The sequence below is a fragment of the Streptococcus sp. 2154 genome (assembly GCF_013277255.1).
Lineage (GTDB): Bacteria > Bacillota > Bacilli > Lactobacillales > Streptococcaceae > Streptococcus > Streptococcus pseudopneumoniae.
This window is the reverse complement of sequence record NZ_VMMK01000037.1, coordinates 334-17,633: the sequence shown is the minus strand read 5'-3', so window position 1 is coordinate 17,633 and position 17,300 is coordinate 334. Positions and strand designations below refer to the sequence as shown.

19 protein-coding genes and 1 pseudogene are annotated in these 17,300 nt (G+C 38.6%); 4 read left to right on the top strand and 16 right to left on the bottom strand.

Annotated features, from left to right (window positions below; translation table 11 throughout):
• Positions 1-127: 127 nt before the first annotated feature.
• Complete coding sequence (gene ptsP / locus HT693_RS07250; RefSeq protein ID WP_138704880.1) at positions 128-1,861, bottom strand: phosphoenolpyruvate--protein phosphotransferase; 1,734 nt, start codon at positions 1,859-1,861, stop codon at positions 128-130.
• 5 nt (positions 1,862-1,866) lie between these two features.
• Entirely contained in the window at positions 1,867-2,130 is a 264-nt protein-coding gene (locus HT693_RS07245; RefSeq protein ID WP_000146947.1) for a phosphocarrier protein HPr, read from the bottom strand.
• Positions 2,131-2,480: 350 nt separating this feature from the next.
• Between HT693_RS07245 and nrdH the strand changes: the two genes are divergently transcribed.
• The 3 genes from nrdH (at position 2,481) to nrdF (ending at position 6,088) form a co-directional block, all read left to right on the top strand.
• Positions 2,481-2,699, top strand: coding sequence for a glutaredoxin-like protein NrdH (gene nrdH / locus HT693_RS07240; RefSeq protein ID WP_000259249.1), 219 nt, complete (start codon positions 2,481-2,483; stop codon positions 2,697-2,699).
• Positions 2,700-2,779: 80 nt separating this feature from the next.
• Complete coding sequence (nrdE, locus tag HT693_RS07235) at positions 2,780-4,939, top strand: class 1b ribonucleoside-diphosphate reductase subunit alpha (RefSeq protein ID WP_172925079.1); 2,160 nt, start codon at positions 2,780-2,782, stop codon at positions 4,937-4,939.
• Between the two features lie 186 nt (positions 4,940-5,125).
• The gene (gene nrdF / locus HT693_RS07230; RefSeq protein ID WP_000451369.1) at positions 5,126-6,088 is read left to right on the top strand and encodes a class 1b ribonucleoside-diphosphate reductase subunit beta; all 963 of its coding nucleotides are present in this window, start codon (positions 5,126-5,128) and stop codon (positions 6,086-6,088) included.
• Here nrdF and HT693_RS12065 read toward each other — a convergent pair.
• On the bottom strand, positions 6,085-6,231 hold the full coding sequence (locus tag HT693_RS12065) for a hypothetical protein (RefSeq protein WP_023933379.1): 147 nt from the start codon (positions 6,229-6,231) through the stop codon (positions 6,085-6,087). The genes nrdF and HT693_RS12065 overlap by 4 nt on opposite strands.
• A 189-nt stretch (positions 6,232-6,420) precedes the next feature.
• Between HT693_RS12065 and HT693_RS07220 the strand changes: the two genes are divergently transcribed.
• Complete coding sequence (locus HT693_RS07220; protein WP_000917605.1) at positions 6,421-7,182, top strand: DeoR/GlpR family DNA-binding transcription regulator; 762 nt, start codon at positions 6,421-6,423, stop codon at positions 7,180-7,182.
• On the opposite strand, the gene HT693_RS07215 is transcribed toward HT693_RS07220, so the two are convergent.
• The 13 genes and pseudogenes from HT693_RS07215 to HT693_RS07155 all read right to left on the bottom strand — a co-directional run.
• Complete coding sequence (locus HT693_RS07215) at positions 7,172-7,339, bottom strand: hypothetical protein (protein ID WP_172925078.1); 168 nt, start codon at positions 7,337-7,339, stop codon at positions 7,172-7,174. The two genes, HT693_RS07220 and HT693_RS07215, sit on opposite strands and share 11 nt — an antisense overlap.
• A gap of 126 nt (positions 7,340-7,465) precedes the next feature.
• The gene (locus HT693_RS07210; protein WP_172925077.1) at positions 7,466-7,723 is read right to left on the bottom strand and encodes a DUF3884 family protein; all 258 of its coding nucleotides are present in this window, start codon (positions 7,721-7,723) and stop codon (positions 7,466-7,468) included.
• Between the two features lie 42 nt (positions 7,724-7,765).
• Entirely contained in the window at positions 7,766-9,172 is a 1,407-nt protein-coding gene (gene lacG, locus HT693_RS07205; RefSeq protein WP_172925076.1) for a 6-phospho-beta-galactosidase, read from the bottom strand.
• A gap of 171 nt (positions 9,173-9,343) precedes the next feature.
• Positions 9,344-11,035, bottom strand: coding sequence for a lactose-specific PTS transporter subunit EIIC (locus HT693_RS07200; protein ID WP_172925075.1), 1,692 nt, complete (start codon positions 11,033-11,035; stop codon positions 9,344-9,346).
• Positions 11,035-11,352, bottom strand: coding sequence for a PTS lactose/cellobiose transporter subunit IIA (locus tag HT693_RS07195; RefSeq protein WP_172925074.1), 318 nt, complete (start codon positions 11,350-11,352; stop codon positions 11,035-11,037). Before HT693_RS07195 ends, HT693_RS07200 begins: the two co-directional genes overlap by 1 nt.
• Positions 11,353-11,386: 34 nt before the next feature.
• Positions 11,387-12,223 (bottom strand): transcription antiterminator, encoded by an 837-nt coding sequence (locus HT693_RS07190; RefSeq protein ID WP_172925073.1) that lies wholly within the window; start codon positions 12,221-12,223, stop codon positions 11,387-11,389.
• A 396-nt stretch (positions 12,224-12,619) separates the two neighbouring features.
• The gene (locus HT693_RS07185) at positions 12,620-13,129 is read right to left on the bottom strand and encodes a hypothetical protein (protein ID WP_172925072.1); all 510 of its coding nucleotides are present in this window, start codon (positions 13,127-13,129) and stop codon (positions 12,620-12,622) included.
• 259 nt (positions 13,130-13,388) lie between these two features.
• Positions 13,389-14,369 (bottom strand): tagatose-bisphosphate aldolase, encoded by a 981-nt coding sequence (gene lacD, locus HT693_RS07180; RefSeq protein WP_001229114.1) that lies wholly within the window; start codon positions 14,367-14,369, stop codon positions 13,389-13,391.
• Between the two features lies 1 nt (position 14,370).
• On the bottom strand, positions 14,371-15,300 hold the full coding sequence (locus tag HT693_RS07175; protein ID WP_172925071.1) for a tagatose-6-phosphate kinase: 930 nt from the start codon (positions 15,298-15,300) through the stop codon (positions 14,371-14,373).
• Between the two features lie 10 nt (positions 15,301-15,310).
• Positions 15,311-15,826 carry a galactose-6-phosphate isomerase subunit LacB gene (gene lacB, locus HT693_RS07170; protein WP_100104534.1) on the bottom strand — a complete coding sequence of 172 codons (516 nt, stop codon included), beginning with the start codon at positions 15,824-15,826 and terminating at the stop codon, positions 15,311-15,313.
• Positions 15,827-15,974: 148 nt separating this feature from the next.
• Positions 15,975-16,400: a galactose-6-phosphate isomerase subunit LacA gene (gene lacA, locus HT693_RS07165; protein WP_000029273.1), complete on the bottom strand. Its 426-nt coding sequence runs from the start codon at positions 16,398-16,400 to the stop codon at positions 15,975-15,977.
• A gap of 157 nt (positions 16,401-16,557) precedes the next feature.
• A pseudogene (locus HT693_RS07160) lies at positions 16,558-16,641 on the bottom strand (aldose epimerase); the annotation flags it as partial.
• A gap of 396 nt (positions 16,642-17,037) precedes the next feature.
• Positions 17,038-17,300 (bottom strand): LPXTG cell wall anchor domain-containing protein (locus tag HT693_RS07155; protein WP_172925070.1); only part of this gene is annotated, 263 nt, incomplete at its 5' end.

Here is a 17,300-nt window from a genome sequence, read left to right as displayed (position 1 = left end):
AGTCAGTGAGCATATCTACGTTAAGGCGACGCTGACGTGGTTTGAAGAGATTTTGAAAGAGTATTAGACCATACTTTTCCAAAATGCGCCCAAAAAACCTTGCAACTAGGTTACAAGGTTAATCACATTAATCAAAATTAACGTATTCTTTTTGAAGTTCAAGAACTTCTTCCATTGTTGAACACTCTGTAAGGGCACGGTTAGCGTACTCTTCCATCTTAGTAGTATCCAATTTCTTCATCAAGCTACGTGTACGAAGGACAGATGTTGCTGACATAGAGAACTCATCCAAGCCCATTCCGACAAGCAGTGGAACAGCTGTTTGGTCACCAGCCATCTCACCACACATACCAGCCCATTTACCTTCAGCGTGAGCTGCCTTGATAACGTTATTGATCAATCGAAGGATTGATGGGTTATATGGTTGGTAAAGGTATGAAACTTGCTCGTTCATACGGTCTGCCGCCATTGTGTATTGGATCAAGTCGTTTGTACCAATTGAGAAGAAGTCAACTTCTTTTGCAAATTGGTCTGCAAGCATAGCTGCTGCAGGAATTTCAATCATGATACCAACTTGGATGTCATCCGCAACTGCAACTCCTTCAGCAAGAAGATTTGTTTTTTCTTCTTCATAAACTGCTTTAGCTGCACGGAATTCTTTCAAGAGGGCAACCATTGGGAACATGATACGCAATTGACCATGAACAGAAGCACGAAGAAGGGCACGGATTTGTGTACGGAACATTGCATCTCCAGTTTCAGAAATAGAGATACGAAGGGCACGGAATCCAAGGAATGGGTTCATTTCGTGTGGCATATCGAAGTAAGGAAGTTCCTTATCTCCACCAATATCCATTGTACGAACAACCACTGGTTTACCATTCATTCCCTCAAGAACAGCCTTATACGCTTCATACTGCTCATCTTCTGTTGGGAAGTCTTGAGAATCCATGTACAAGAACTCTGTACGGTAAAGTCCAACAGCTTCTGCACCGTTGTTGTTAACACCTTCAACGTCTTTTGGAGTACCGATGTTAGCTGCCAACTCGAAGTGTTTACCGTCAGCAGTCACTGTTTGAGCATCTTTCAAAAGTGCCCATTCAGCTTTTTGTTTCGCATAGGCTTCACCAGCTGCTTTAAATTCTGCCGCTTGTTCATCTGTTGGGTTGATAATCACTTCTCCAGTGATCCCGTTAACAGCAAGGATGTCACCGTCTTTAACGATTTCAGTGATGTTATTTGTACCTAATACAGCAGCAATTTCAAGTGTACGTGCCATGATAGCTGAGTGGCTTGTACGTCCACCAATGTTGGTTACAAAAGCTTTTACAAAGTTTTTGTCCAATTGAGCTGTATCTGAAGGAGTCAAGTCATGCGCAATCACAATCACTTCTTCATTGATAGAAGCTGGGTTTGGCAATTTTTTACCAAGAAGGTTTGCCAATACACGTTTTGTCACGTCGCGGATATCCGCTGCGCGTTCTTGCATGTATGGGTTGTCTTCCATGCCTTCAAAGATAGTGATAAACATATCTGTAACTTCTTTCAGACCTGCTTCTGCATTCACTTTCTTCGCACGGATAGTTTCCTTGATTTGGCTGATCATTTCTGGGTCAGCAAGAACCATTAAGTGAGCATCAAAAACTTGAGCTGCTTCTTCACCGAGCGTACCTACTGCTTTCTCGCGAATAACAGAAAGCTCGTCTTGTGATGCCTGTAGAGCGGCATCAAGGCGAGCTTCTTCTGCGTTTGTATCTTCGACTGTAATAGTCTCAAATGACAAATCCGGCTGAACGAGTAGATATGCTTTTGCAACTGCAACACCGTCAGATGCTGCGATTCCTTTAAGCATTTCTGTCATTTCCCTTATGCCAATCCTTCTTTTTCCATTGTTTCTGAGATTGCAGCGATAGCGTCATCTGCATCTGCACCTTCAGCTGAGATAGTTACGTCAGCACCTTGACCAACACCAAGACTCATAACACCCATAATTGATTTAAGGTTAACTGATTTACCTTTGTACTCAAGAGTGATATCTGAAGCAAATTTGCTAGCAGTTTGTACCAACAATGTTGCTGGACGTGCGTGAATACCTGTTTCTGCCACTACGTGGAAATCTTTAGAAGCCATAGTTTGACTCTCCTTTTGTTCTTTCTTTTTTTGAGTTATATGTGATAACCCTTACAATTTAGTATTATACCATCTTCTAGGATTTTTTTCAAGCATTTTCTGGATTTTCCTTCAATTTCCTTTCAGATAACTTGCTGAAAATCTTCTATCCTAGATAACAAAACACAGGATATAGTTTCTTCAAAAACAATTTATAGGATAATCATTGCTATTTCACAATACAAACACTATATATTGTGTTTATATATAAAAACAACAAAAGAACACCACTATATTTAGTTCAAATCATTGACAAAATTTTATTTTCTGATATACTAGGATAGTATTAAATTTTGAAGAGGAGTTACACAATGGTAACCGTTTATTCTAAAAACAACTGTGTCCAATGTAAGATGACCAAACGTTTCTTGGACAGTAATAATGTCTCTTATCGTGAAATCAATCTTGATGAGCAACCTGAGTACGTCGATCAAGTTAAAGAGCTCGGTTTTAGCGCAGCTCCTGTTATCCAAACACCAACTGAAGTCTTTTCAGGTTTCCAACCAGGAAAACTGAAACAATTAGCATAATCTTAGTACATCATCCAGAAGAAACTGCTTTTAGGGCTAACTTAGAAGCCTTTCTTTTGTAATTAGATAAGGGAAATTTTATGGGATTAAAACATCTTGAAGACGTGACTTACTTCCGTCTTAATAACGAAATTAACCGTCCTGTTAATGGACAAATCATGCTTCATAAAGATAAGGAAGCCTTGGATGCTTTCTTTAAAGAAAATGTAGTTCCAAACACTATGGTTTTTGATTCAATCAAAGACAAAATCAATTACCTCATTAAACACAACTACATCGAAACAGCCTTTATCAAGAAATACCGTCCAGAGTTCTTGGAAGAATTGGCTCAATTTATCAAAGACCAAAACTTCCAATTCAAGTCATTCATGGCAGCTTATAAATTTTACAATCAATATGCCTTAAAGACTAATGACGGTGAATACTATCTTGAAAATATGGAAGACCGTGTCTTCTTCAACGCCCTTTATTTCGCTGATGGGAATGAAGCTGTTGCAATCGATATTGCCAATGAAATCATCCACCAACGCTACCAACCTGCTACTCCTTCCTTCTTGAATGCTGGACGTGCTCGCCGTGGGGAGTTAGTATCTTGTTTCCTAATCCAAGTGACGGATGATATGAACTCTATCGGACGTTCTATCAACTCAGCTCTTCAACTTTCACGTATTGGTGGTGGTGTGGGAATTACCCTCAGCAACCTTCGTGAAGCTGGTGCACCTATCAAGGGTTATGAAGGAGCAGCCTCTGGGGTTGTGCCAGTTATGAAACTCTTCGAAGACAGCTTCTCTTACTCCAACCAATTGGGGCAACGTCAAGGTGCCGGTGTTGTCTACCTCAACATCTTTCACCCAGACATCATCGCCTTCCTTTCAACTAAGAAAGAAAACGCCGATGAAAAAGTTCGTGTCAAAACCCTATCACTTGGTGTTGTAGTACCTGATAAATTCTACGAATTGGCTCGTAAAAATGAAGAAATGTACCTCTTCAGTCCTTACTCTGTAGAAAAAGAATACGGTGTGCCATTCAACTACATCGACATTACTGAAAAATACGATGAATTGGTCGCAAATCCAAACATCCGCAAGACAAAAATCAAGGCGCGTGATTTGGAAACTGAAATCTCTAAATTGCAACAAGAGTCTGGCTACCCTTATGTAGTCAACATTGATACGGCTAACCGTGCAAATCCTGTTGATGGTAAGATTATCATGAGTAACTTGTGTTCTGAGATTCTTCAAGTCCAAGAACCAAGCTTGATCAACGATGCTCAAGAATTCCTTCAAATGGGAACAGATGTTTCATGTAACCTTGGTTCAACCAACGTGGTTAACATGATGACTTCACCTGATTTTGGTCGTTCTATCCGTGCTATGGTTCGTGCCCTTACTTTCGTTACAGATAGTTCACACATCGTAGCTGTTCCTACCATCGACCATGGAAATAGCCAAGCTCACACCTTTGGACTTGGTGCCATGGGACTGCACAGCTACCTTGCCCAACAATTGATTGAATATGGATCACCTGAGTCTGTTGAATTTACAAGCATCTACTTTATGCTTATGAACTACTGGACCTTGGTTGAGTCAAACAATATCGCGCGTGAACGTGGTATTACCTTCCACAACTTTGAAAAATCAGACTATGCTAACGGAAGCTACTTCGACAAGTATGTGACTGGCGAGTTTGTTCCAAAATCAGACCGTGTTAAAGAACTCTTCAAAGATGTCTTTATCCCTGGTGCTGCTGATTGGGCTGAACTTCGCGACAAGGTTCAAGCAGATGGTCTTTACCACCAAAATCGCCTTGCTGTAGCGCCAAATGGTTCTATCAGCTATATCAACGACGTTTCTGCTTCTATCCACCCGATTACGCAACGTATCGAAGAACGCCAAGAGAAGAAAATTGGTAAAATCTACTACCCTGCTGCTGGCTTGTCTACAGAAACCATTCCTTACTACACTTCTGCCTACGATATGGATATGCGTAAAGTCATCGATGTTTACGCTGCTGCGACTGAACACGTGGATCAAGGACTTTCACTCACCCTCTTCATGCGCAGTGACATTCCAAAAGGCCTTTACGAATGGAAGAGGGAAAATAAACAAACGACACGTGACTTGTCCATCCTTCGTAACTATGCCTTTAACAAGGGAATCAAGTCTATCTACTACGTCCGCACCTTTACAGATGACGGTGGAGAAGTCGGTGCCAACCAATGTGAAAGCTGTGTGATTTAGTTTCTAGCATAGAAACACTATTTTTCCCTAAGCAGCACTGATAAAATCAAATCTACTATGTCATAACATAATTTATGTAACATTTTAAAAGTCGGGATTCCGACTTTTTGTGCGATACTCCTATAGAATTATGGTAAAATAGAATAATTGTGAGTTCGCAATACTAAACACAGAAAGAGATTTCAAATGGAAACTTACTATAAAGCCATTAACTGGAATGCCATCGAAGATGTCATCGACAAATCAACTTGGGAAAAGCTGACAGAGCAATTCTGGCTCGATACACGTATTCCCTTGTCAAATGACTTGGATGACTGGAGAAAGCTATCTAACAAAGAGAAAGACTTGGTCGGAAAAGTTTTTGGTGGTTTAACCCTTCTCGACACTATGCAATCTGAAACTGGGGTTCAAGCCCTTCGCGCAGACATCCGTACACCACATGAGGAAGCTGTTTTCAATAACATCCAATTTATGGAATCTGTCCACGCTAAATCTTACTCATCAATCTTCTCTACCTTGAATACTAAGGCTGAGATTGAAGAAATTTTCGAATGGACCAATACCAATCCTTACCTACAAAAGAAGGCTGAGATTGTCAACGAAATCTACCTAAACGGTAGCCCACTTGAAAAGAAAGTTGCTAGCGTTTTCCTCGAAACCTTCCTCTTCTATTCAGGTTTCTTCACTCCCCTCTACTATCTTGGTAACAACAAACTTGCCAACGTTGCGGAAATCATCAAATTGATTATTCGTGATGAATCTGTTCACGGAACCTACATTGGTTACAAATTCCAACTTGGTTTCAATGAATTACCTGAAGAAGAGCAAGAAAAGCTAAAAGAATGGATGTACGACCTGCTCTATACTCTTTATGAAAATGAAGAAGGCTACACAGAGAGTCTTTATGACGGTGTTGGTTGGACTGAAGAGGTTAAAACCTTCCTTCGCTACAATGCCAATAAAGCTCTCATGAACATGGGACAAGATCCACTTTTCCCAGATTCAGCTGAAGATGTCAACCCAATCGTTATGAACGGTATTTCAACAGGAACTTCCAACCATGACTTCTTCTCTCAAGTCGGAAATGGTTACCTTCTTGGCGAAGTTGAAGCCATGCAAGATGATGACTACAACTACGGTTTGGACTAATACTCTTCGAAAATCTCTTCAAACCACGTCAGCTTCGCCTTGCCGTAGATATGCTCACTGACTTCGTCAGTCTTATCTACAACCTCAAAACTGTGTTTTGAGCAACCTACGGCTAGCTTCCTAGTTTGCTCTTTGATTTTCATTGAGTATAATTCTCCACCACTCTCAATCATAAAAAGTAAACTAGAAACAACAAAATCATAACTTAATAAAAATATCGAAAGTTTTGAAAATAAACCTCGATATTTTTGTTTTTGTTTTATTTTGTTGTTTTTGTATTTGAATGATGAGCTAGTTTATGGTAAGATAGTAGTAGGAAACGAGGTGATAATATGCTCAAACAAGAAAAATTAACCAAAATTTTAGAAACAGTAAATAGTAAAGGAACCATAACGGTTAAACAGATTATGGACGAAATAGCCGTTTCAGATATGACTGCAAGGCGCTATTTACAGGAATTAGCTGATAAAGATTTGCTGATTCGTGTGCATGGTGGAGCTGAAAAACTTCGAACCAACTCCCTTTTGACTAATGAGCGATCAAATATTGAAAAACAAGCCCTCCAAACGGCAGAAAAACAAGAAATAGCCCGTTTTGCAGGCAGTCTAGTAGAAGAAAGAGAAACTATTTTTATTGGACCAGGAACAACATTAGAATTTTTTGCGCGCGAATTGCCTATTGACAATATCCGCGTCGTGACCAACAGTCTACCTGTCTTTCTAATTTTAAGCGAACGAAAATTAACAGATTTGATTTTGATAGGTGGAAATTATCGCGATATTACAGGTGCTTTTGTTGGCACATTGACCCTACAAAATCTCTCTAATCTCCAATTTTCTAAAGCTTTCGTTAGCTGTAATGGTATTCAAAACGGAGCTCTAGCTACTTTTAGCGAGGAAGAGGGAGAGGCTCAACGCATCGCTTTAAATAATTCTAATAAAAAATATTTACTCGCAGATCATAGTAAGTTCAATAAGTTTGATTTTTATACTTTTTATAATGTATCAAATCTTGATACTATTGTTTCAGATTCTAAACTAAGTGATTCAATCCTTTTTGAACTATCTAAACTTACTAAAGTCATCAAGCCTTAATAAACTGAAAGATTCTGGGTAACAACTCAATTTCAGAAGTAAATCTTCCCGCAATAAAACGCATAGTATCAAGTTTTTCAACACCTGATATTATGCGTTTTTCTGCGTTAAAGACTTTTTGCCCAATTGCTTTATCTGCAACCTCAAAGCTATGCATTGAGAAACCTGCGACTCGCTTTCTAGTTTAAAGTTGCTCTTTGATTTTCATTGAGTATAAGCAACGTGATTAGATAAGAGTTTTGCAGAGTACTAGATATAAGATTTAACTTTTTTGAGAAATTGGCTACGATTGTTGAAACGGCATAAAATCTGAATCAAAGGAGATAGTATCCCGTTCTTCAGGATTGATAAAATTTAAAAATAAATTTTTAAATTCTTCCAGCTCATAATCTGAATGACAAATCCATTCTTTACCGGTCGAGACATACCATTTTCCAAGACTTTTCAATTCTTCATTCGTCAAACACGGTATTTGAGAACATTTTTCAAAGTTAATAATATAAACTTTTTCATAAATAGATTGGATAAAATTTTTGAACATCTTTTTTCCTCACTAGAATTCTATATCTAATGACTAATTCTACTAGTCTATAATCTGACTTTCCGCTACTTTCTTGTACCAGTGAGCTGATTTCTTCGGATAACGTTCTTGAGTTTCAAAGTCTACATAGAAGAGACCATAACGTTTCTCATAACCGTTTGACCAAGAGAAGACGTCCATCAATGACCAAATGAAGTAACCTTTTACATTCGCTCCATCTGCAATCGCATCAGACAAGACCTCCAAGTGTTGTTTGACATAATCAATACGTCCATCATCATAAACAGTGTTATCGACGAACTCATCTTTATAGCCGAGACCATTTTCAGTGATGTAAATCTTCTTGTAGTTGGGATAATCTTTCTTCACGCGCATGATTTGGTCATACAAACCTTGAGGGTAGATAATCCAATCCCAATCCGTACGTGGCACATAATCAGGAGCTACACGACGACCAACACCTTTGATTTGGTATTTAGAGCTTCCTTTCTCACCCTTACCATTATGGATGATTTCAGTTTCGCCATCAAAGGCTTCCATCCAGTCACTCATATAGTAGTTGATTCCAAGGAAATCATTCAAGTCTTTTGCTGCTTCTAATGCTGTAAAATCTTCTTCACGAAGATCCAAGCTACCACCATTGGCAGCCAAGATAGCCTCTACCCCTGCCAGGCTCTTTTCAGAGTAGTGACCCAGATAGGTTGCATCCAAGATGAATTTATTATGGATAATGTCCTCCAACTCTGCCGCAATAACATCTGCAGGATTTTCAGGATCCAAAGGATACTTGGTTGGCAGAGCGTGAACAACACCAATTTCGCCTTTATAGCCTTTATCTTTATATAGCTTAACTGCACGCGCATGAGACACCATCATATTGTGGTGCGATTGGAAAACTTTGGCAAGGTCGTACTGAATACCTGGAGGGAATTTCCCAACCAAGTATTGACCATCACCGATTGGTCCAATTTCATTGAATGTTGTCCAATAGTTTACTTCTGGAAATTCTTCAAAACAGAAGGCAGCGTAGTCTACAAAGTGTTCGATATTTTCACGGTTTAAGAAGTCTCCATTTGAGTGGAGAGCTTCTGGCGTGTCAAAGTGATGAAGAGTTACAAAGGGTTCAACATGACGTTTGTGACACTCTGCAAATAAATTATGATAAAACTCAACACCTTTAGCATTTACTTGACCGTAACCGGTTGGGAAAATACGTGACCAGGCAATAGAAATTCGAATGCCATTGATACCATACTCTTCTGCCAGCTTGAGGTCAACTGGATATCGATTGTAAAAATCACTGGCTGGTTCTGCAGTGTACCAGTAGTTATCTTCAAGATATTTATCCCACGCAACTGGTCCTTTTCCATCAGTATGTGTAGCACCTTCTGCTTGATAAGCAGCTGTTGCGCCACCGAAAATAAAGTCTTTTGGTAATGTTTTTGTCATTTCTTTCACCTATTTCTTGATTTAAATAAAGTAAAAGTGAGAGGAGAGGAGTCAGTGAGCCATCCTTCTCCATCTCACTTCTTGTACCAAGTCACCGAATTAACAAGGCGATTAGGAAATTCGCCATAGCGATTTCCGTAACGATAGGAGACTATTTCAGAGTCCCTAGCCTTAATCGAATTGCGCTTGTACAAATGCAAGAGCACCTTTTCCATCACGAGTTAATTTGATGTATTGAGCGCCTTCTGTTTTCGCAAGTTTAATACCAAGTTTATCAGTTTCTGCTTTCATGTCTTCAAAGTTTGAGGCAACTTGAGGGGCAAGGATAACTAGATCAAACTCTGGTAACATTTCACGGTGAGCACCATAGCCACCTGCTGCTGCTTTCACAGGAACATTGTATTCCGCAGCTGCCTTGTTCAAAGCATTTGCAAGGAGACCACTTGTCCCTCCACCAGCACAGAGAACGAGGACATTTGTTTCTTCAGTGATTTTATTTTGTGCTGCTTCTACACCCGCTTTTTCAAGAATAGCATCCGCTTTTGCAGTGTTGAAGTTTGCAGCAACTTTTTCTTTCAATTCATCATTAGATTTACCTGAACGTTCTTCTTCTAGAATTTGTTCATCATATACTTTAAGGAATGGGTAGTAAATGACTACGTCAACCACAATTAGAAGGGCGGCAAGAATGAATGATAGCACTTGGAAGTTAGTTCCAAGAACTAGACCTAGTGGAGCTGGAGTTGTCCATGGTAGATTAGCAGTGAATGAGTTCATTCCAAGAGTTTCAATAAAGAATTTGAAAATCCATACGTTTGCGATTGGAGCAAAGATAAATGGAATGAAGAAGATTGGATTTAATACAAGTGGTGCACCAAACAAGATTGGTTCATTTACACCGAAGAAGGTAGGAACTACTGAAGCACGTCCGATTGCACGGTTACGTTTCGATTTTGTCAACCACATGAACATAAATGGAACGACCAATGTCGCACCTGTACCACCCATGGTAACGATAAACATTTGTGTACCAGAAGTAAGAATATTGTCTGCATGCATCCCTTGTTGGAGAAGGTTCAAGTTAACTTCGGCATTGGCATAGGTAATAGCTGCGATAGCTGGTTCAACGATAGATGGACCATGAATCCCAACAAACCAGAAGAAGGCAAAGGCACCAAAGATAATGGTAATACCAAGGTATCCGTCTGCTGCTGAGAAGAGTGGTGCGAAGAATTTACCGATTGATTCTGCCACACTAGAACCAACAAAATAACGTGCTAATAAGTCAAGAGCATAAAGAGAAACAACAGATAGAGTGAATGGAATCACATCTTTAAAGACTTGTGAGATATTTGGTGGAACTTCGTCAGGCATACGAATAGTGACGTTGTTCTTAACACAAACCTTATAGATGGCTACAGTAACAAAGGCAGCAAGGAAGGCTGAAAGCAAACCTTTTGTCCCCAAGAATCCAGTAGCTAGACCACTTTCGATAGGATCAGCTGCCAACATCAACAAACCAACAATTGCTGCCAACAATGTTGACATATAGTTGATTTGATTGGTTTTTTCCATGCTCCGGTTTACTGAGTCAGTCAATGACTTAGCTGTTGTACCAGCTACCAAGAGAGCCAGAATACCCATAGAATAGCTATAAGGTTTCATCAGAAAGGCTACAACTTCATCAGACCATTTAAAGCCCCATGAGTTTGGTACAAAGGCGATTAATATAAAGATACTTGAGAAGAGAATAACAGGCATACCTGCAATGAAACCATCACGAATAGCACGAAGATAGATATTACGAGATAGTTTCTCAAAGAAAGGCTTTCCTTTCTCGATGAATGCAATTAGTTTATTCATTATTTAACTCCTCTCTTATAGAGTTCGATTAAGTGGTGCATCAAATCTTTTAACAAGATAGTTGTCATCAAGTGGTCTTGGCCATGCATCATGGTCACACTATACGCTAAGTCCTCACCAGAAGCTTCCTTGGTCAATAGACTTGTTTGGGCGTGGTGAGCCTCTGCGATGCAAGCACCAGCTTCCTCAACTAAGCTATCCGCTTTTACAAAATCACCAGCTTCAGCAGCCTTCAAGGCTTCCAATAGTTTTGAACGAGCATCGCCAGCATAGGCTACAATTTCAAAACCTAACAATGTTACTTCTTCTCTATTCATGATAGAATTCTCCTTATATAATTTTAAATAATTTTTATGACAATAAACGTTGGATATGTAGAACTAGATAAACTCGTTCACTTTTATACAAATCAAGACCCGTATGTTGCGTAATCACATCATAGATCTTGGAACCAATCTCGAAGGCTTTTGGATAGGATTGTTTAATATGATCTTCCATATCCAGAAGTGATTGGTTATCATCTCTAGATCTGTCTAAATAATCCAAGAAATAATTCAAATGAATCATAAAACGATCATAGAAATGGTTATTCTCTTTGGTTCGTTGAATTGCATAGTCCTTCAAAACTTCTTCAACATTCCTGAGAATTTCTTTCCTCTTATCAATCGACTCCACAAGTTCCACTTCATTTTCACCTTCGGCATTAATGAAATGATAAGCAATCCGAATAATTTCATCCTCAGGAAAATGATCTGCTAACTTCTGACGGTAAATTGCAAAAGCTTCATTTGCGATTTGAAAAGCTACAGGATACTTAGCAGAAATATCTGGCAGATTACTATCCTTGTACCTTCCTTGTGCTAGAGCTTGGTAAGAACAGTAAATATGATCTGTCAAGGTTACATAGAGATACTCTTGAATCGGATAATGATATTTCTTTGATAGCTTATCAATGATTTCATAGGTCACTGTGATAAAATCAAGCGGAACATCTTTGAGGAGAGCCATAAAGTTTTCTCTCGATTCTTCGGTCTTCATCCGAAAGATTTTCTCAACCTGATGTTCAGCAATCAAATCCCCCTTCTTCTTTCCAAATGCAATCCCCTTACCAATTACAATCACTTCTTCTCCCTTATCATTTCTGACAAGCGAGACATTGTGATTCATTGGATTTAGAATTCGATACATGTCAACCTCCTTTTATATCTTAAAGGTATATGAGTATAAAAAATGACCACAAATGAACTAGAAAATCAGCCGATTTCTAATTCACCTGTGATCATGCCTAATATTACTTAGTAACACTCACCTTGTATTAACTTGTGATTTAAGTATAGCACAAGTAAGTTATTTTGTAAACCTTTACATACAACTTTTTTTAAACTTAACTATGTTCTAAAATTCATCAAACAGAGGCTCTGTTTTTATTTATTTTTGTAAATCAAAACAAAAACAGGAAGACAGAAAAATAAAAAAGTAGCTACATTTTTAAAATTCATTAAATCTAATAAACAAAGAACACAAGAAACTATAAAACAAAATACGGTTATTTTTTTAAACGAACTATTCATAAAGAAATAACCTTTAAGGTAAATCTATGGCGTAAACAAGGTTTACAAATGGCACCTCTACTGTAGCTACAGCAACTGTCCAATAATTTTCTACAGCAGTTTTTACAGCCCAGCCACCCAGCTCCCTCACGTGAGGACCAAGATTGAAACGAAAACCTACAGGACCTCTTTCGTAAACGTTAGGCAACTCTTTTACAGCTTCATACATCAAACTTGCTTCTTGTACAGAAATACCAATATTTTTTGCTAGCTCTTCAGGAGTACCTTTTAAATTTATATTTCCAAATTTATCTACATAAAAATAATCTTCCAAAATTTGACCAGCATTTACAATATCTTCTGAAACCGAAACATTATAAAATTTATTCCCATCAACATTCAAAACAATATCATTTGCTTTATCTACTCTAGTTAGGGCACTATCTGCAAATACAGAATGACTAACCATAGGTAAGGCTGATGAGAATATTGAAACAATACCTAGTCCTACAACTAACGCTTTAAAACTCTTTTTAGTAGCCATTTATCTTCTCCTTTTATAAAACAACGAATTGAAATGTGCGTCTAAATATAGTTTATTCTGGCAATATTGTTTCCGTATTATTCCTTCCTAGCTCGTAAAATAAACTATACCTTATTTTTATTATACTTCATCTAGTTACTTTCTAATTCATATTAACTTGTGATTTAAGTGTAGCACAAGTAAGTTAATTTATAAACCTTTACATACAACTTTTTTTAAAATTTTTTTAGATTCATGTTCCTAACCTAGGAGGACTTGCTTACACGCGTTCTTTCCATGAAGTTGCTGTTGTTTGAAGAACTTTGTTGAGTTCGTCAATGTTTTCAAAACCAGTTGTGCGAAGCCATTCACGAGCTGCTGCTTCACCATCTTTGATGTATGCTTCAACTGATCCAGCCCATGTAGCACGGCCACAAAGAACACCATTGAAGTTTGCACCTGATTCATGGGCAAATACAAGAGTATCTTGGAAGAGTTTAGCTGATACACCAGCACTCAAGTAGATGTATGGCAAGTTAGTTGCTTCATCTTGAGCTTTGAAGAAGGCTGCTGCTTCTTCACGTGTATAAACTACTTCACCTTCAGCGAAGCCTTCAACATATTTAATGTTAACAGGAACTTCAACTTTCAAAACATCAATGTTAAAGCGTGGGTCTGAAAAGACTTTCATAGCGCCGATAACTTTGTGTGGTTTTACTTTCGCGTATTCTACAGAACCTGCATCCGCAATTTTTTCATCGTAAGCAAGGATTTCAAGGAAGAACGGGATATCTTCAGCTACACACTCTGAACCGATGCGTTCGATATAAGCTTGTTTTTCTTGGTTGAGTTCGTCTGAGCTATCTACATCATAGTAAAGCAAGAATTTAACTGCATCTGCACCTTCTTCTTTAATACGTTTTGCAGACCAAACATCCAAGCAGTCAGGCAAGCGTTTTGTGCTTGTTGTGTCGTAACCTGTTTTTTCATAAGCAAGGAGAAGACCAGCTTTTTCATCAAGAGCTTTAGTCGCTGGAAGTCCATATTCAGGATCAAGAAGCATAGATGAAGCGTATTTAGTCAATTCATCTGCTACCAAGACTTTGAGTTCTTCCATTTGAGCCACTGTTGGTTCTTCTGTTTGGTGTTGAGCCATGAGGCGTTTTAAAGCACCACGTTGGTCAAATGCAAGAGCTGAGATGATACCATTTTCGTCAGAAAGTTTTTCTAAGCGTGCACGTTTTTGTTCTGTTAAAGCCATTTTATACCTCTTTTACTATTAATTGATCATATAGAGCTTGATAGTTGGCCATGTTGACATGACCAGTCATTTTTTCTTGAGCATTGAGCATACCAAGGACATTTGCCTTGATGAGTAATTCCGCATCCGATTCTTTATGAAGAAGTCCTGAAGAAATTCCTGCTACAGTAGAATCTCCAGATCCGACAGGGTTGACTACCTGAATTCTAGGAATATCTACCTTGTAGAAAGTGTCACCATGTTTGGCAAAGGCACCGTTGGCACCAAGCGAAACGATAATCCATTCAATACCTGCAAACAAAGGTTCTTGAAGGACTTCTTTTAATTCATCCAAATCCTCAGAAACTTCTCTTCCTAGAAGTTGAGACAATTCCTCATTATTTGGTTTGATGACTGTTGGTTTATGGGGTGATTCAAGAACCGCCTGAAGTGCTGCACCAGAGCAGTCCAAGACAACAGGCTTGCCAGCTTGATTAGCAAGTTCTACCAAGCTCGCATAGTAATCAACTGGAAGACCAGCTGGCAGACTACCTGAGATAGCTACTACTTCAACTGACTCCAAGAGTTTTTTGAAATGTTCCAAAAAGCCTTTTTCTTCCTGTTCCAATACTTCAGGACCTTTTTCAAGAACTTCTGTTTGGTTATCTCCATGAAGAATAGCGATACAGTTACGAGTTTCTCCCTGAATTGAGAAGAAATCTTTCTTTACTTGATTATCGATATGTTCAACCAAAAACTCACCAAGTTTGCCACCCACTAAACCAGTAGCAAGAACAGAATCGCCAAATTCTGAAAGTACTCGGGTAACATTGAGTCCCTTACCACCAGCCGTTTTGGTTACATCCACCACACGATTGACAGTATCAATCTTCAACTCATCCAAGGGATAGGAAATATCAATGGATGGGTTCATTGTGACTGTTAAAATCATAGGTCACCTCTTAGTCGTGGTATTCTCCGCGATCCCATTTTTCAAGGAATTCAGTGAAGAAGTTTGCGTCTGTTTGTCGATCATTGTGACTTTCAAGGTGTTCAATTTTCGCAATCAATTTTTTGTTTTCTTCAGATGGTTTGTATTCAGCATGGATGAAGGCCTCGATGATATCACACATGAGCAATTCACCAGTAATCTTACCACCAAAACCGATAACATTAGCGTTCAATTGTTCTTTAGCATAAAGGGCTGTTGTCATATCACGAACCAAGGCAGAACGAACACCTGGAACTTTATTTACAGCGTTGTTGATACCAACACCAGTACCACAGATACATACTCCAAGATCAGCTTGACCGCTAGTTACAGCTTCCCCTACTTTTTTACCAAAGATTGGGTAGTGAGTACGTGTATGGTCATAGGTACCAAAGTCAATGACTTCATATCCTTTTGATTTCAAAAATTCTGAAACCGCCATTTTTTCATCTGTTACGATGTGGTCACATCCAATTGCAATTCTCATTAGTTATTCCCTCCGATTAATTATATAAATCTAATATCATTTATCCCTACTCAAGAAAAATCAAGATTAGCTTAGGAAGCGAGCTGCAAGCATAACTGAGGTTAGCTAAAATGAGCTGACAACAGATTATCTTGATTTTTGAAGAGTATTAGCACATTTTATTCAACATGTCGACCCGGATTTGATGACGTCCACCATCGTATTGACCGTTAACAAATCCTTTAGCGATATTTTTAGCCAATTCATCACCAACAAGTTGTGCTCCCATAGTGATCATACGTGAGTTGTTGTGGCCACGAGTCATATAAGCTGAACGTTCGTCAGATACTTCTGCAGCAACCATTCCTTTGATCTTAGTTGCGACCATAAATGGACCAGCTCCATAAGCATCAATCACGATACCAAGGTTTTGTTCTTCTTTGTTTACTTCTGCAGCAACAGCAAGAGTCACATCAACAAAGTCTTGACCTTCAGCTGTAACATCCACAAGGTGGAAGTTTTCTTTTTCTAAGAAGTCTTTCACAACTTCTTTCAATCTCAAACCTGCAGCATCTGCACCGATAACAATAGACATATTGTATACTCCTTTTTATTTTTTCTATGCTGGATTCCAGCAGTGTATTGGCTGTCTTTAAAAAACAGTCAATTAGTCCTCACAAACATAATATACTACTATTGTTTGAAAAAGTCAATAGTTTGTGTTTGTTTTTGTTGTTTATTTTTTTGATTTTTTATAAAACTTCTATCTCAAACCCTAATTCTTCAATCTGATTGGCTTCTAAGAGACGAACATTCTTCTTATCTTCTAAATGATTTTCTGCTGAATTTTAAGCAGACTATCATTTCTCTTTTTAGAATCAAAAGGACGAGATTGTGGAATATCTACAGGAACAATAGGTTGTGGCATTAAAATATCCTCCAATAGTTTTACTTTACTAATAGTATACAGGAGGTCTTCCATGAATGATAGATACCTTGTTATGACGCGCTTACTATCCATCAACAGAGAGAAGGACGACAAAAAAGAAAGGACAAAATTTGTCCTTTCTGAATCTTAGCTAACTTCCATCTACTACAGTTGGCAAAGAGGCTTCTTCACTATCCGCTATAGGGTGAGTATATCCAGCTAATGTGTAGGTTACCCTAGTTCTTTTTAATTGATAAAGATTTTTGCATGTGAAGGCTATTGAGAATCAAATAGAATCATCTACTTAAGCTTCTTCATCATCTTTTTTCTTTTTAGAAAAGAGTAAACCGACTGCTCCAAAGATTGATAGAAGGCCTAGAGCAGCTGTAGTGCTATCTGATCGACTACCAGTATTAGGTAATGCCGCTTCCTTAGCTTTGTCCTTAGCCACTGGATTAACTGCTGCTACTGCGGCAATTCCGTCTGCTTGCGCTTTGTCCACGCCTGCTTGGTCGTTTGCTGCGTCAATGGCTTGGATAGCTTTGTCCGCTGCCGCTTTAGCTTGTT

What these genes read in the sequence shown, in the direction of transcription:
- ptsP (WP_138704880.1), bottom strand. Translation starts at nt 1,861, where the DNA reads ATGACAGAAATGCTTAAAGGAATCGCAGCATCTGACGGTGTTGCAGTT.
- HT693_RS07245 (WP_000146947.1), bottom strand. Translation starts at nt 2,130, where the DNA reads ATGGCTTCTAAAGATTTCCACGTAGTGGCAGAAACAGGTATTCACGCA.
- nrdH (WP_000259249.1), top strand. Translation starts at nt 2,481, where the DNA reads ATGGTAACCGTTTATTCTAAAAACAACTGTGTCCAATGTAAGATGACC.
- nrdE (WP_172925079.1), top strand. Translation starts at nt 2,780, where the DNA reads ATGGGATTAAAACATCTTGAAGACGTGACTTACTTCCGTCTTAATAAC.
- nrdF (WP_000451369.1), top strand. Translation starts at nt 5,126, where the DNA reads ATGGAAACTTACTATAAAGCCATTAACTGGAATGCCATCGAAGATGTC.
- HT693_RS12065 (WP_023933379.1), bottom strand. Translation starts at nt 6,231, where the DNA reads ATGAAAATCAAAGAGCAAACTAGGAAGCTAGCCGTAGGTTGCTCAAAA.
- HT693_RS07220 (WP_000917605.1), top strand. Translation starts at nt 6,421, where the DNA reads ATGCTCAAACAAGAAAAATTAACCAAAATTTTAGAAACAGTAAATAGT.
- HT693_RS07215 (WP_172925078.1), bottom strand. Translation starts at nt 7,339, where the DNA reads ATGCATAGCTTTGAGGTTGCAGATAAAGCAATTGGGCAAAAAGTCTTT.
- HT693_RS07210 (WP_172925077.1), bottom strand. Translation starts at nt 7,723, where the DNA reads ATGTTCAAAAATTTTATCCAATCTATTTATGAAAAAGTTTATATTATT.
- lacG (WP_172925076.1), bottom strand. Translation starts at nt 9,172, where the DNA reads ATGACAAAAACATTACCAAAAGACTTTATTTTCGGTGGCGCAACAGCT.
- HT693_RS07200 (WP_172925075.1), bottom strand. Translation starts at nt 11,035, where the DNA reads ATGAATAAACTAATTGCATTCATCGAGAAAGGAAAGCCTTTCTTTGAG.
- HT693_RS07195 (WP_172925074.1), bottom strand. Translation starts at nt 11,352, where the DNA reads ATGAATAGAGAAGAAGTAACATTGTTAGGTTTTGAAATTGTAGCCTAT.
- HT693_RS07190 (WP_172925073.1), bottom strand. Translation starts at nt 12,223, where the DNA reads ATGTATCGAATTCTAAATCCAATGAATCACAATGTCTCGCTTGTCAGA.
- HT693_RS07185 (WP_172925072.1), bottom strand. Translation starts at nt 13,129, where the DNA reads ATGGCTACTAAAAAGAGTTTTAAAGCGTTAGTTGTAGGACTAGGTATT.
- lacD (WP_001229114.1), bottom strand. Translation starts at nt 14,369, where the DNA reads ATGGCTTTAACAGAACAAAAACGTGCACGCTTAGAAAAACTTTCTGAC.
- HT693_RS07175 (WP_172925071.1), bottom strand. Translation starts at nt 15,300, where the DNA reads ATGATTTTAACAGTCACAATGAACCCATCCATTGATATTTCCTATCCC.
- lacB (WP_100104534.1), bottom strand. Translation starts at nt 15,826, where the DNA reads ATGAGAATTGCAATTGGATGTGACCACATCGTAACAGATGAAAAAATG.
- lacA (WP_000029273.1), bottom strand. Translation starts at nt 16,400, where the DNA reads ATGTCTATTGTTATCGGTGCAGATGCTGCAGGTTTGAGATTGAAAGAA.